Genomic DNA, 12,700 nt, shown 5'->3' on the forward strand with positions numbered 1-12,700 from the left:
AGGCTCAGGCGTTGGTCAGGGGGGCCAGCTCAGCCGGCCGGCGCGAGAAGTGCCACAGCGCCACCGCCGTGGACGACGCCATCAGGATGGCGCAGAAGAAGAACGGCGCACCGGCGCGCCAGTCGTTCGGCGGAAGGTGCGACACCACGCCCAGCAGCGAGGTGCCGATCACCGGGCCGATGACGTACATCAGGCTCGTCAACGCCGACATCGCACCCATCGTGCGGCCCTGGGTGGTGGCATCGGCGGCGTTGGACACCAGCGACTGCATCGAGGCCTGCACCGTGAAGCCGAAGAGGTTGAGTGCCATCACCGCATACATCATCCAGCCCTGGGTGGAGAGCGCCCACAGCACGTAGCAGACGGTGGCGGACATGAGGCCGAGCGTGGCCAGACGCCGCGCACCGAAAGCCGCCAGCAGCCGCTTCAGCAGCACACCTTGCACCAGCACCGACAGCACACCCACGGCGAAGAGCGACCAGCCGTTTTCCAGTGGCCCCCAGCCGAAACGGAAGCCGGTGTAGAGCACCCAGCTGCTGCGCAGGATGGAGTCGGTCAGCGCACCGAAGGCGACGACCAGCACGAGGATGCCGATGCCTTCGAGCCGGCTCAGCTGCGTGAGCGCCTGGATCGGGTTCAGGGCGCCCCAGGTCAGCGGCTTGCGGTGGTGCGCAGGCAGCGACTCGGGCAGCACGAAGTAGCCGTAGACGAGGTTGAGGAGCGCGAGCACCCCGGCGGCATAGAACGGCAGGTGGATGTCGATCGCGCCCAGCAGCCCGCCCATCACGGGGCCGAGGATGAAGCCGACGCCGAACATCGCGCCCACCTGCCCGAAGCGGCGGGCCCGGTCTTCCGGCGCGGTGATGTCGGCGACGTAGGCGTTGGCGATGCTGACGTTGGCCTGCAGCGCCCCGCTCACCAGGCGAATGGCCACCAGCTGCCACAAGGTGGCCGCGAGCGCCGTGCCGAAGTAGCTGAAGGCAAAGCCGCAGAACCCGAGCAGCAGCACCGGCCGGCGCCCGTAGCGGTCAGACAGGGCACCCAGCACGGGCGCGCTGAAGAAGTTCGCCACGCCGAAGGTGAACATGATGGCGCCGAACCAGAACGCCTGCTCCGCGCGGTCGCTCGTGAAGCGGCCGACCAGCTCGGGCAGCACGGGGATGATCAGGCCGATCGACACCATGTCGATCAGCACCGTCAGCAGGATGAAGCGCATCGCCGCGGGGCGGTCCGCGGCGATCGGCGTCTGGTTCAGGGAAGGTTCGGTCACGCGGAATTCAGTTCACAGGTGCGGGCCGAGCGTCGGGCCGCTCTTGACGGCACTATCCCCTCGGGGGATCGGTCGGCGTACCCGCCGACCGAGGGGCTCCATTTACTCCATGCGGTAGTTGGGCGCTTCTTTGGTGATCTGCACGTCGTGCACGTGGCTCTCGCGGATGCCCGCCGAGGTGATCTCGACGAACTCGGCCTTGTTGCGCATGTCGTCGATCGTCGCGCACCCGCAGTAGCCCATCGACGCGCGAAGCCCGCCGGCCATCTGGAACACGATGCTGACCATCGAACCCTTGTAGGGCACGCGGCCTTCGATGCCTTCGGGCACGAGCTTGTCGGCGTTGGGGTTGGCGCCGGTGTTGTCCTGGAAGTAGCGGTCGGCCGAGCCTTGCTGCATGGCGCCGATCGAGCCCATGCCGCGGTAGCTCTTGTAGCTGCGCCCCTGGAACAGCACGATCTCGCCCGGCGCCTCTTCGGTGCCGGCGAACATGCCACCCATCATCACCGTGTGGGCGCCGGCGGCGATGGCCTTGGCGATGTCACCCGAATAACGCACGCCGCCGTCGGCGATCAGCGGCACACCCGTTCCGGCCAGCGCCCGGGCGACGTTGTCGATCGCGGTGATCTGCGGCACACCCACGCCTGCCACGATGCGGGTGGTGCAGATGGAACCGGGGCCGATGCCGACCTTCACACCATCGGCACCGGCTTCGACCAGCGCCAGTGCCGCCGCGCCGGTGGCGATGTTGCCGCCGATCACGTCGACCTGCGGGAAGTTCTGCTTGACCCAGCGCACCCGCTCGATCACGCCGGCGCTGTGGCCGTGGGCGGTGTCGACGACCAGCGCATCGACACCGGCCTTCACCAGCAGCTCGACACGCTCTTCGGTGCCCTCGCCCACGCCGACCGCGGCGCCCACGCGCAGCTTGCCTTGCGCATCGCGCGCCGCGTTGGGGAAGTTGGTCTGCTTGGTGATGTCTTTCACCGTGTAGAGGCCGCGCAGCTCGAAGGCGTCGTTGACGACCAGCACACGCTCCAGCTTGTGCTTGTGCATCAAGGCCTTGGCTTCATCGAGCGTGGCGTTTTCGCGCACGGTGATGAGGCGCTCGCGCGGGGTCATGATCTCGCTGACCGGGATGTCCATGCGCGTCTCGAAGCGCAGGTCGCGGCCGGTGACGATGCCCACCACCTTGCCTTCGTCGAGCACCGGGAAGCCCGAAATGCCGTGCTGACGCGACAGGTTGATCACGTCACGCACCGGCACGCGGGGCGAGATGGTGATCGGGTCACGGAGCACGCCCGACTCGTAGCGTTTGACCCGCGCCACCTCCGAAGCCTGCTGCTTGGGCGACAGGTTCTTGTGCACGATGCCGATGCCGCCCTCCTGGGCGATGGCAATGGCAAGCCGCGCCTCCGTCACCGTGTCCATGGCGGCGGACACCAGGGGCAGGTTCAGGCGGATGTTGCGGGAGAGGTGGGTGGAGAGCGAGGTGTCGCGTGGCAACACCTGGGAGAACGCCGGCACCAACAACACATCGTCGAAGGTGAGCGCTTTGCCGAGAAGGCGCATGAGGAAGCTCCTGACGCAAAAGCGAATTATACGGACGCCCGGCGGATCGCTTGGCGTGGGCGTGCGCAGCCTTGCCGCAACGACCACTTGGCTCCATTCGCGGCAATACTTCACGGAACCCGCCGCGCCATTGAAACCATTAGCGACAAAGCCCGTACGGAGGCGCCACCCCGAGCGTCGGCCGGCTTTTGCACGACTACACTTTCGGGATGACATTCGCTCGTTCGCCCCGCATTGTTCGGCTCGCGGCCGTGACCGCCGCAGCCCTGTTTGCCTTCGGCCTGAGCCAACCGGCCGCGGCGCAGTGGAAATGGAAAGACAAGTCCGGCCGCGTGCAGTACAGCGACCTCCCCCCACCGCCGAACGTAGGCGACGCAGACATTCTTCAGCGCCCGAGCGGCAGCGCGGCCCGCAAGCCCCCGCCCTTCGCCGCGAACAGTGCGCAAGCCGCCGCGGCCGCGATGGCCGCCTCGGCTGCGGCATCTGGCCCTGAGGCCGGCGCCAAGGGTGTCGAGCCCGAACTCGAAGCCAAGCGACGCAAGGCGGCCGAAGAAGAAGCCGCAAAGCGCCGCGCCGACGAAGAGAAGCAAAAGGCCGCCAAAGCCGAGAACTGCCAACGCGCCAAAGCCAATCTCCGCGCCCTCGACGACGGCATGCGCATGGCCCGCGTCAACGAGAAGGGCGAGCGCGAGATCCTCGACGACAAGGCCCGCGCCGAAGAAACCAAGCGCACCCGCGACGTGATCGCGAGCGACTGCGCCCGCTGATTTCGGTCTTCAACGCGCCTGCTTGGCGCGGTGGCTGCGGTAGCGCAGGCGCCGGGCTTCCTTCGGGTCGACCTTGAGCGGGCGATACAGCTCCACACGGTCCCGGTCGCGCAGCGGGTGTTCCAGCCCGCGCAAGCTGCCCCAGACGCCGGCCGTCAAGCTGTCGAGCGCCAGCTCCGGATGCGCCGCGAGCACCCCGCTCTGCAGGATGGCGTCCTTGACGCAGCTGCCCGGCGGCAGACGCAGCGCCCAGCGCTCCACTTCGCCCGGTGCCGGGCTATAGGCCAGCTCGATCGCCAACGGCTCAGCGCTCGCCATAGACCTGGGTCGCACGCTTCACGAACGCGTCGACGAAGGTGTTGGCCACCTTGTCGAACACTGGGCTCACCACCAGCTCGAGTGGACGGCTCGAGAACGCATAGCGCAGGTCGAACTCGATCTTGCACGCCGGCTCCGGCTGGGCTCCGGGCAAGACCAGGGGCACGAAACGCCACGAGCCATCGAGCACTGAAAACGGCCCGTCGACCAGGGACACCGTGACACTGCTGTCGGCCACGTGGCTGTTGCGGGTGGTGAAGGCATGCCGCAGGCCACCGTAGGCGAGGTGGAGCTTGGCCGTCATGCCAGCGTCGTCACGCGTCAGGACTTCGGCCTTTTCGCACCAGGGCAAGAACCTCGGGTACGACGGGATGTCCACGACGAGCGCGTACATCTCGGGGGCTGAATACGTGAGAAGAACGGACTTCCGAACCTGCTTCATAGAATCCCGGGATTGTATTGAGGGCCTCCCGCCCCACCTGTGCCCCATGTCCATCGCCGAAAACCGCCGTGCCCGTTTCGATTACCACCTCGAAGAGAAGTACGAGGCCGGCATGGTGCTGGCGGGCTGGGAGATCAAGGCCATCCGTGCCGGCCAGGTGCAACTGACCGACGGCTATGTGGTGATCCGCGATGGTGAGCTGTACCTGATCGGCTGCCGCATCAATGCCCTGCGCAGCGCATCGACCCACGTGAACCCGGAAGCCGACCGCACGAAGAAGCTACTGATGCACAAGGCCGAGATCAAGCGCCTGATCGGCAAGGTCGAGCAGAAAGGCTTCACGCTCGTGCCGCTGGACCTGCACTACAAGGGCGGGCGTGTGAAGGCCGAGATCGCGCTGGCCAAGGGCAAGGCGGAGCACGACAAACGCAACACCGAAAAGAAGCGCGACTGGGACCGTGAAAAGGGCCGGCTGATGCGGCACAAGGTCTCGTCGGGCCCCAGCAAGGAGTGACTCAGGGCCCGAGGGCGTGCAGCGCCTGCTGGCAGTCGTGGATGAGGTCGGCGGGCGCCTCCAGCCCCACCGAAAAGCGCACCAGCGTGCCGGCATAGGCAGGCTCGTTGCGCATGCCCTTCAGGTGATACGGCACCACCAAGCTCACCGGCCCGGCCCAGGAATAGCCGATCTTGAAGAGCCTCAGAGCGTCAACGAAGGCATAGACCTGCTGCGGGCTGTAGCGCTCGTTGAACACCACTGAAAACAGCCCCGCGGCCCGTGTGCACAGGCGTTGCCAGCATTCATGCCCGGGCGAACCGGGCAAAGCCGGGTGCAGCACCTGCACCACCTCGCGCCGCTGCGACCACCACGCGGCCAGCGTGCGCGCCGCGGCATCCTGCGCCTCGTAGCGCAATGCGAGCGACGGCAGCGAGCGCAGCACCAACTCGACATCGTTGCCGCCCACCCCCCAGCCCATGCGCATGTGGCAGAACTTGAATTGCAGGTGCAAGGCCTCGTCGCGCGTGGTCACCGAGCCCATCAGCACATCGGCGCCTCCGGAGGCGTACTTGGTCAGCGCCTGCACGGAGACGTCCACGGCCAACGGGTTGCCGTCGTGGGTCAAATCGAATGCGTCGAAGGCAATGCCGGCGCCCCAGGTGTTGTCGAGTGCCACCGTGAGGCCATGCTCACGGGCGACCTTCACCAGCGCGGGCAGGTCCGGGAACTCCATCGTCACCGAGCCGGCGGCCTCGACCCACAGCAGTTTGGTCTGCGGGCCGATCAGTGCGGCCAGCCCACGTGCATCCATCGGGTCGTAGAACCGGTGCGTGATGCCCCAGCCGGCGAGCTTCGTGGCGCGCCAGTTCCTTGTTGGGTCCGTAGGCGTTGTCAGGGATCAGCACCTCGTCGCCCTGCTTGAGCAACGCCATGTCGACCAGCGCGATCGCCGCCAGGCCACTCGGCACGAGGAGCGTCTGCAGGCCGCCTTCCAGCGTGGCGATGCGCTCTTCCAGCGTGAAGGTGGTCGGCGTGCCGTGCAAACCGTAGGTGTAGCCGGCCTTGGAACGCCAGTTCCGCGCCTGCAGCGCGGCGACATTCGGGAAGACGACCGTCGAGGCCTTGTGCACCCCGGGCGCCACCGCCTCAAAGCCCCCGGGCGGCGCGTAGGGATGGTGAATCAGCTCGGTGCGCTTGTCCTGGCTCATGGGCTCAGATCGGCTGAGCGATCAGGTCGTGGCCCCGCGTGTCGACGATGCGGGCCTGGGTGAATTCGCCCACCTTCAGCGTCTTCGACAGCTTCTGCGGTGCCAGCAGCTGCACGGTGCCGTCGATCTCGGGGGCGTCGGCGTAGCTGCGGCCGACGCCGCCCTTCTTGCCGAGCGCCGGTGCCGAATCGACCAGGACCTGCATCGTGGCGCCGACACGCCGGCGCAGCTTGGCGGCCGACACCTCTTCGGCGACCGCCATGAAGCGAGCTCGGCGCTCCTCGCGCAGCTCGGCCGGCACCGCATTCGGCAGATCGTTGGCCGTCGCCCCCTCCACCGGCGAATAGGCAAAGCAGCCCGCACGGTCGATCTGCGCCTCGCGCATGAAGCCAAGCAGGTGCTCGAACTCGGCCTCGGTCTCGCCGGGGAAGCCGGCGATGAAGGTGCTGCGCACCACCAACTCGGGGCACACCTCGCGCCAGCGCTGCAGTCGGTCGAGGTTCTTCTCGCCGCTGGCCGGGCGCTTCATGCGCTTCAGAACGTCGGGGTGCGAATGCTGGAACGGCACGTCGAGGTACGGCAGGATCAGCCCCTCGGCCATCAGTGGCAGCACGTCGTCGACGTGCGGATACGGGTAGACGTAGTGCAGCCGCACCCAGGCGCCATGGGCCTGGGCCAGCGCACCGAGCTTCTCGCACAGGTCGAGCATGCGGGTCTTGACGGGCTTGCCGTCCCAGAAGCCGGTGCGGTACTTCACGTCGACGCCGTAGGCGCTCGTGTCCTGGCTGATGACGAGCAATTCCTTCACGCCGGCTTCGAAGAGGCGCTGCGCCTCCGAGAGCACGTCGCCAATCGGCCGCGACACCAGGTCACCGCGCATGCTCGGGATGATGCAGAAGCTGCAGCGGTGGTTGCAGCCCTCGCTGATCTTCAGGTAGGCGTAGTGCTTGGGAGTGAGCTTCACGCCCTGCGCCGGCACGAGGTCGACAAACGGATCGTGCGGCTTGGGCACGTGCTTGTGCACGGCATCCATCACCTCGTTCGTCGCATGCGGCCCGGTCACGGCAAGCACGCTCGGGTGCATCTGCTGAACGAGGTTGCCGCCGCCCTCGCCAGCCTTTGCACCCAGGCAGCCGGTGACGATGACCTTGCCGTTCTCGGCCAGCGCCTCTCCGATGGTGTCGAGGCTTTCCTTCACCGCATCGTCGATGAAGCCGCAGGTGTTGACGATCACGAGATCGGCACCGGCGAAAGTCTTGGAGGTGTCGTAGCCCTCGGCGCGCAGTTGCGTGAGGATGAGTTCGGAGTCGGTCAGCGCCTTGGGGCAGCCGAGGGAGACAAAACCGATCTTGGGGGCCACCGCGGTGGGCGCGGCCAGGGTGTTCTCTGTCATCCGGGGATTTTCCCCCGAAACGACGCCGCCCCTATCGCTTGGGGTTGGTGAAACCCGGCATGCCCGGGAAGAAGGTCTCGGCCTGCTTGGCCATCTGCTCCTGCATCTTCTCGAACATGTTCTTCGACTGTTCGAGGTAGCTGCCCATCAGGTTCTGCACGCCAGGGGCCTGGCCGTTCAGGAACTGCGTCCAGACCTCGGGGTTCATCATGTTGGCGTCGTACAGCCCCTTGGACTGCTCGGCCAGGTTCTTCTGGATGTCGGTGAAGGTCTGCAGGTTCTTCTCGAGGTAGGAACCCATCATGCCCTGCATGGCATGGCCGTAGAAGCGGATGATCTGCGCCAGCATCTGCGACGAGAACATCGGCACGCCGCCGGTCTCTTCCTCCAGGATGATCTGCAGCAGGATGCTGCGCGTCAGTTCATCGCCCGTCTTGGCATCGCGCACCACGAAGTCCTGGCCTTCGAGCACCATCTTCTTCACGTCGGCCAGCGTGATGTAGCTGCTGGTCCGCGTGTCGTACAGACGGCGGTTGGGGTACTTCTTGAGAATGCGCTGGCTGCTGTTGCCGTCGGCGCTGCCGTCGTCGGAAGCCGATGGGCGGCGGGGTTGGGCCATTCAGAAAACTCCTGTCGTACCTGTGTGCAGGTGTGCGAAAAGATTCTAGAAGCCAGGGTTTGTGCGCTGCGGAGGGTTTTCCCGCCCGCGCGGGCATGCCACGCTGCTGGCGTCACAGCGTCGTGGCGCTACGTGTCGCTGCCAGCGGGTGCCTCGGGGTCGAACGGCTGCACCCCCAGGCGCGCAGCGGTCTGCTCCACCTCGGCGGCGAGTTTCGCGAGCTTGCGGCTCAACCCCTGCCAGTTGCGGATGGCCTCGTTGACCGGATCCATCGGGTAGTAGACCTTGTGCGGCTTGTCTTGGGCAGCCGACAACGCGAAGCGCACCAGGTCGTTGAGCTGAAAGGCGTAGTCGGCCATCAGAGCGCGGGTCTCGGCCACGTGCGCATCGATCATCTGCTGGCGTTGCGGCGTCATCTCCATGCGCGAACTCCCGTCCCGTGGCCACAAAGGGAAGAGCCCGTTCATTGCGGAACGGGCTCTTCAGGTCTGACGTGTTTGGTGGGCGATGAGAGGGTCGAACTCCCGACATCCTCCACGTCAAAGAGGCGCTCTACCACTGAGCTAATCGCCCGAGCCCGTGACTATAGCACTGGTCGGGCGGGTGCAAACAACGGTCATTTGCGACGTGCGCCACGCACACCGGGAATCCGCGCCACCGTCTGCAGCACCTGCGCGAGCCGCGCGGAGTCCGCCACTTCCACCGTGAAGGTCATCCAGGCGGTGTGGCCGAGCGGGCCCTTGATCGTCTGGGTACTGACACCCGTCACGTTCATCTTGTCCTTGGCGAAGACTTCGGAAATGTCGCGCAGCAGACCCTGCCGGTCGGCCGCCTCGACCAACACGTCGACCGGGTACAACGCCGGCCGGTCACCCCGCGGCGCGCCCCAGGCCACGCTGATCACACGCTCGGGCGCGCGTGTCGCCATCTGGCGGAAGTTCACGCAGTCGGCCCGGTGGATGGCCACGCCCTTGCCGCGCGTGACGTAGCCGCTGATCGCATCGGGCGGCGCCGGCCGGCAACAGCGGGCCAGGCTCGTGAGCAGGCTCTCCACGCCGACCACCAGCACCCCGCCCTTGCCGGGCCCTTCGGCACTCGGCTTGCGCAGGGTGATGGCGTCGTCCGCCGGCGGTGGCGGCTCGGCAGGCCGCAGCAGGTTCTCGATGTTGCGCAACGAGAACTCGTCCTTGCCCACCACTTCGAACAGGGCGTCGGCGTTGCGAAAACCGAGCTGCGTGGCCAGGTCGTCGAGCTTCATCGCCGTGCGGCCTTCTCGCTGCAGCAGCTTCTCGACCGCCTCGCGGCCGCGGGCGATCGTGTCTTGCAGGGCCAGCGCGTTGAACCACGCCCGCACCTTGGCTTTGGAGCGCGGGCTTTGCAGATAGCCGAGTTCGGGGTTGAGCCAGTCGAGCGAAGGCCCGCCCTCCTTGATGGTGCTCACCTCGACCGTCTGCCCGCTCTGCAGCGACGTGTTGAGCGGCACCATCACACCGTCGACCTTGGCGCCGCGGCAACGGTGGCCGAGGTTGGTGTGCACGGCGTAGGCGAAATCGATGGGCGTCGCGCCGGCCGGCAACTCGATCACCGCGGCCTGCGGCGTGAACACGTAGATGCGGTCGTCGAAGACGCCTTCCTTCGTTCCCGCTTCGTGCCCCGCTTCGACGAAATCGCGCTCCCATGCCAGCAGCTGGCGCAACACCGCCTTGCGGGCTTCGGCCACCTGCGCATCGAAATCGCCCGCGGCGCTGACGCCGGCGTACCCCTTGGCGCCAGCCTCCTTGTAGGCCCAGTGCGCCGCGACACCATGCTCGGCATGCTCGTGCATGGCCCGCGTCCGGATCTGCACCTCCACCGGTCGCCCTTGCGCATCGAGCACCACGGTGTGCAGCGATTGATAGCCGTTCGCCTTGGGGCGGGCGATGTAGTCGTCGAACTCGCCCGCCACCGGCCGCCAGACTTCGTGCACGCGGCTCAGCACCGCATAGCAGTCGCGCACATCGGCCACGATCACGCGCACAGCGCGCACGTCGAACACATGGTCGATGTCCAGGCCCTTGCCGCGCATCTTTTTCCAGATGCTGTAGAGGTGCTTGGGCCGGCCCTGCACTTCCGCCTTGAGCCCGGCCCGCGCCAGCTCGTCGCCCAGCCGCTGGCGGAAGGCCTCGACCCCCTGCTCCCGCTCGACGCGCTTTTCGTCGAGCAACCTTGCGACCTGCTTGTAGGAGTCGGGCTCGAGGAAGCGGAAGGCCAGGTCCTCCAGCTCCCACTTGATCTGCCAGATGCCCAGCCGGTTGGCGAGCGGCGCAAACACCTGCATCGATTCGCGCGCCAGCAGCACCGGGCACGGCTGCTTGCTGAGCGCGTAGTGCCGCAGCGTCTGCAGGCGCGAGGCCAGGCGCAGCAGCACGACCCGCAGGTCGCTCGAGAACGCGAGCAGCATCTTGCGCACCCGCTCGGTCTGCTCGGCGCGCTTTTCTTCCTGAACCTTCGCCTCGCGCGCCGCGCGCTGGATCTGCACCAGCTTGCGGGTGTGCGTGACGAGCCCGGCATACGAGGGCCCGAAGGCCTTGCTCACCATCTCGTCGGGCTTGGCGAGGTAGTCGCCCGCATAGACGAGGTAGGCGGCCGCCCCCATCGACGGCGCTGCCCCGATGCCGAGCAGGATGTTGGCCACGCCCTCGGCGTGCACGAGAGCGTCTTCGCCGGTGTCAAGCACCTGCCCGGTCAGGAGCGGCTCGGCGAACGCCCGGGCGCGGGCCAGTTGAGAGACCTCGGCTTCGCGCGAGTCGTCGGGGTCGACGTCGGCGAGTTGAACGATGGCGGCGGCCGGGGTGCGGCCGTCCGAAGGTCCGGTCTTCATGGCCGCAGCAGGAACTCCCGCAGCACCGCGATCTGGTCCAGCGAATTGAGCATCGGCGCGTGGCCGACGCCGGCGAACTCGCGCAGCTCGGCCTTGGGGCCACGCTCGGTCATGGCCTTTGCGGTGGCGGGCGACAGCAGGTCGGACTCCGCCCCGCGCAGCAGCAGCACACGGCAACGGAGGCTGTCATACATCGCCCAGATCATCGCCTCGCCGGCCTTGGCCACCTCGGGCGTGATGCTGCGGAAAGGCTCGGCGATCTTGAGGTCGTAGTGCGGGATGAACCCATCGCCCTCAGGTTTGACCATCGGGCGTGTCAACGCGAGCCACTGCTCGCGGGTATGCGGCCCAAACCCCTGGGAGATGGCCCACAGCGCATCGGCCGCTTCTTCCAACGTATTCCAGCGCAAGGGTGCGCCGAGGTAGCTGCCAATGCGGGCAATGGCCTCGGGCTCGACCACCGGCCCCACGTCGTTGAGCACCAGGCGCGAGATCGGCGAGCCCTTGAGGGCCGAGACGATGAGCCCGATCAGCCCGCCCATCGAGGTACCCACCCAGTGCACCGTCTGCGCATTCAGGCGCGCGAGCAGGGTCACCATGTCCGCCGCGTAGGCGGGGATCTGGTAGCCGGACGGGTCGCTCAGCCAGTCGGACTGGCCGCGCCCGACCACGTCGGGGCAGACCACGCGGTATTCACCGCGCATCGCCTGCGCCAGCGTGTCGAAATCGCGCCCTTGCCGCGACAGGCCATGCACGCAGACCAGCACCTTCGGGTTCGCCGGATCGCCCCACTCCCAATAGGCCATGCGGTGCAAGCCCTGCGTGTCGAGGCATTGCACATGGTTCAGGCGTGGTTCGTGCATGGGCTGGTGCTGCGCGTCAGCGGCTCTAAGATTCGGCGCACTGTATCAATCCGGAGGTTCGACCATGCTGAAAGGGAAAACTGCTCTCGTCACCGGCTCCACCAGCGGCATCGGCCTCGGCGTGGCGCTGTGCCTGGCGCGACAGGGCGCCAATGTGGTGCTCAACGGCTTCGGCGAATTCGAGCCGGCGAAGGCGCAGGTCACAGCCCTCGGCGTGAAAGCGGGCTACCACGGCGCCGACATGAGCAAGCCCGCCGAGATCGAAGCCATGATGGCCTACGCCGAGCGCGACTTCGGCGGCGTCGACATCCTCGTCAACAACGCCGGCATCCAGCACGTGGCCCCGGTCGAAGACTTCCCCGTCGCCAAGTGGGACGCGATCATTGCCATCAACCTCAGCTCCGCCTTCCACACCACGCGTCTGGCCATCCCCGGCATGCGCAAGAAGAACTGGGGTCGCGTGATCAACATCGCCTCGGCGCACGGCCTGGTGGCCTCGGCCCAGAAATCGGCCTACGTGGCGGCCAAGCACGGCATCGTCGGCTTCACCAAATCGATCGCACTGGAGACCGCAACCACCGGCATCACCTCCAACGCCATCTGCCCCGGCTGGGTGCTCACGCCGCTGGTACAGAAGCAGATCGACGACCGCGCGGCGCGCGAAGGCATCCCGGTCGAGAAGGCCAAGGTCGATCTGCTGGGCGAGAAGCAGCCTTCCCTGCAGTTCGTGACGCCCGAGCAGTTGGGCGAGCTGGCGGTGTTCTTGAGCTCACCTGCCGCCGACCAGATCCGAGGCGTGGCCTGGAACGTCGACGGCGGCTGGGTCGCGCAGTAACCAAGCCCCCCGGTCGCTTCGCTCCTGCCCCCAAGGGGCGCCACCCGTTGGACCGGC

The 12,700-nt window shown here is 67.1% G+C and carries 12 protein-coding genes, 1 tRNA gene and 1 pseudogene; 3 read left to right on the plus strand and 11 right to left on the minus strand.

Annotated features, from left to right (window positions below):
* Nucleotides 1-4: 4 nt before the first annotated feature.
* Nucleotides 5-1,270 (minus strand): MFS transporter, encoded by a 1,266-nt coding sequence (locus LRS03_RS06785; protein WP_257824624.1) that lies wholly within the window; start codon nt 1,268-1,270, stop codon nt 5-7.
* A gap of 102 nt (nt 1,271-1,372) precedes the next feature.
* A complete protein-coding gene (gene guaB / locus LRS03_RS06790; RefSeq protein WP_257824625.1) occupies nt 1,373-2,842 on the minus strand; it encodes an IMP dehydrogenase in 1,470 nt (489 codons plus the stop codon).
* 209 nt (nt 2,843-3,051) lie between these two features.
* Between guaB and LRS03_RS06795 the strand changes: the two genes are divergently transcribed.
* The gene (locus tag LRS03_RS06795) at nt 3,052-3,609 is read left to right on the plus strand and encodes a DUF4124 domain-containing protein (protein ID WP_257824626.1); all 558 of its coding nucleotides are present in this window, start codon (nt 3,052-3,054) and stop codon (nt 3,607-3,609) included.
* 9 nt (nt 3,610-3,618) lie between these two features.
* On the opposite strand, the gene LRS03_RS06800 is transcribed toward LRS03_RS06795, so the two are convergent.
* Both LRS03_RS06800 and LRS03_RS06805 read right to left on the minus strand, forming a co-directional pair.
* A complete protein-coding gene (locus tag LRS03_RS06800) occupies nt 3,619-3,927 on the minus strand; it encodes an RnfH family protein (RefSeq protein ID WP_257824627.1) in 309 nt (102 codons plus the stop codon).
* Nucleotides 3,914-4,369 (minus strand): type II toxin-antitoxin system RatA family toxin, encoded by a 456-nt coding sequence (locus LRS03_RS06805; RefSeq protein WP_257824628.1) that lies wholly within the window; start codon nt 4,367-4,369, stop codon nt 3,914-3,916. The genes LRS03_RS06800 and LRS03_RS06805 overlap by 14 nt, the downstream gene beginning before the upstream one ends.
* 46 nt (nt 4,370-4,415) lie before the next feature.
* On the opposite strand from LRS03_RS06805, the gene smpB reads away from it, so the two are divergent.
* Nucleotides 4,416-4,883 (plus strand): SsrA-binding protein SmpB, encoded by a 468-nt coding sequence (smpB, locus tag LRS03_RS06810; protein ID WP_257824629.1) that lies wholly within the window; start codon nt 4,416-4,418, stop codon nt 4,881-4,883.
* A 1-nt stretch (nt 4,884) separates the two neighbouring features.
* Here the strand turns inward: smpB and LRS03_RS06815 are convergent.
* The 7 genes and pseudogenes from LRS03_RS06815 to LRS03_RS06845 all read right to left on the minus strand — a co-directional run bounded on the left by LRS03_RS06815 (nt 4,885) and on the right by LRS03_RS06845 (nt 11,808).
* Nucleotides 4,885-6,073, minus strand: a pseudogene (locus tag LRS03_RS06815) (cystathionine beta-lyase).
* 4 nt (nt 6,074-6,077) lie between these two features.
* Nucleotides 6,078-7,466, minus strand: a complete 1,389-nt coding sequence (gene rimO / locus LRS03_RS06820) for a 30S ribosomal protein S12 methylthiotransferase RimO (RefSeq protein ID WP_257824630.1) — start codon at nt 7,464-7,466, stop codon at nt 6,078-6,080.
* A 31-nt stretch (nt 7,467-7,497) separates the two neighbouring features.
* Entirely contained in the window at nt 7,498-8,085 is a 588-nt protein-coding gene (phaR, locus tag LRS03_RS06825; RefSeq protein WP_257824631.1) for a polyhydroxyalkanoate synthesis repressor PhaR, read from the minus strand.
* A gap of 128 nt (nt 8,086-8,213) precedes the next feature.
* A complete protein-coding gene (locus LRS03_RS06830) occupies nt 8,214-8,507 on the minus strand; it encodes a hypothetical protein (RefSeq protein ID WP_257824632.1) in 294 nt (97 codons plus the stop codon).
* 76 nt (nt 8,508-8,583) lie between these two features.
* Nucleotides 8,584-8,658 (minus strand) — tRNA-Val (locus tag LRS03_RS06835).
* Nucleotides 8,659-8,701: 43 nt separating this feature from the next.
* A complete protein-coding gene (locus LRS03_RS06840) occupies nt 8,702-10,945 on the minus strand; it encodes a RelA/SpoT family protein (protein WP_257824633.1) in 2,244 nt (747 codons plus the stop codon).
* The gene (locus LRS03_RS06845; protein WP_257824634.1) at nt 10,942-11,808 is read right to left on the minus strand and encodes an alpha/beta fold hydrolase; all 867 of its coding nucleotides are present in this window, start codon (nt 11,806-11,808) and stop codon (nt 10,942-10,944) included. The genes LRS03_RS06840 and LRS03_RS06845 overlap by 4 nt, the downstream gene beginning before the upstream one ends.
* A gap of 64 nt (nt 11,809-11,872) precedes the next feature.
* Between LRS03_RS06845 and LRS03_RS06850 the strand changes: the two genes are divergently transcribed.
* The gene (locus LRS03_RS06850) at nt 11,873-12,643 is read left to right on the plus strand and encodes a 3-hydroxybutyrate dehydrogenase (RefSeq protein ID WP_257824635.1); all 771 of its coding nucleotides are present in this window, start codon (nt 11,873-11,875) and stop codon (nt 12,641-12,643) included.
* Nucleotides 12,644-12,700 lie beyond the last annotated feature (57 nt).

Source organism: Rhizobacter sp. J219, from assembly GCF_024700055.1.
Lineage (GTDB): Bacteria > Pseudomonadota > Gammaproteobacteria > Burkholderiales > Burkholderiaceae_C > Rhizobacter.

Bases quoted from the DNA above. Each gene is read 5' to 3' on its own strand.
- guaB (WP_257824625.1), bottom strand. From the start codon at position 2,842: ATGCGCCTTCTCGGCAAAGCGCTCACCTTCGACGATGTGTTGTTGGTG.
- LRS03_RS06795 (WP_257824626.1), top strand. From the start codon at position 3,052: ATGACATTCGCTCGTTCGCCCCGCATTGTTCGGCTCGCGGCCGTGACC.
- LRS03_RS06800 (WP_257824627.1), bottom strand. From the start codon at position 3,927: ATGGCGAGCGCTGAGCCGTTGGCGATCGAGCTGGCCTATAGCCCGGCA.
- LRS03_RS06805 (WP_257824628.1), bottom strand. From the start codon at position 4,369: ATGAAGCAGGTTCGGAAGTCCGTTCTTCTCACGTATTCAGCCCCCGAG.
- smpB (WP_257824629.1), top strand. From the start codon at position 4,416: ATGTCCATCGCCGAAAACCGCCGTGCCCGTTTCGATTACCACCTCGAA.
- rimO (WP_257824630.1), bottom strand. From the start codon at position 7,466: ATGACAGAGAACACCCTGGCCGCGCCCACCGCGGTGGCCCCCAAGATC.
- phaR (WP_257824631.1), bottom strand. From the start codon at position 8,085: ATGGCCCAACCCCGCCGCCCATCGGCTTCCGACGACGGCAGCGCCGAC.
- LRS03_RS06830 (WP_257824632.1), bottom strand. From the start codon at position 8,507: ATGGAGATGACGCCGCAACGCCAGCAGATGATCGATGCGCACGTGGCC.
- LRS03_RS06840 (WP_257824633.1), bottom strand. From the start codon at position 10,945: ATGAAGACCGGACCTTCGGACGGCCGCACCCCGGCCGCCGCCATCGTT.
- LRS03_RS06845 (WP_257824634.1), bottom strand. From the start codon at position 11,808: ATGCACGAACCACGCCTGAACCATGTGCAATGCCTCGACACGCAGGGC.
- LRS03_RS06850 (WP_257824635.1), top strand. From the start codon at position 11,873: ATGCTGAAAGGGAAAACTGCTCTCGTCACCGGCTCCACCAGCGGCATC.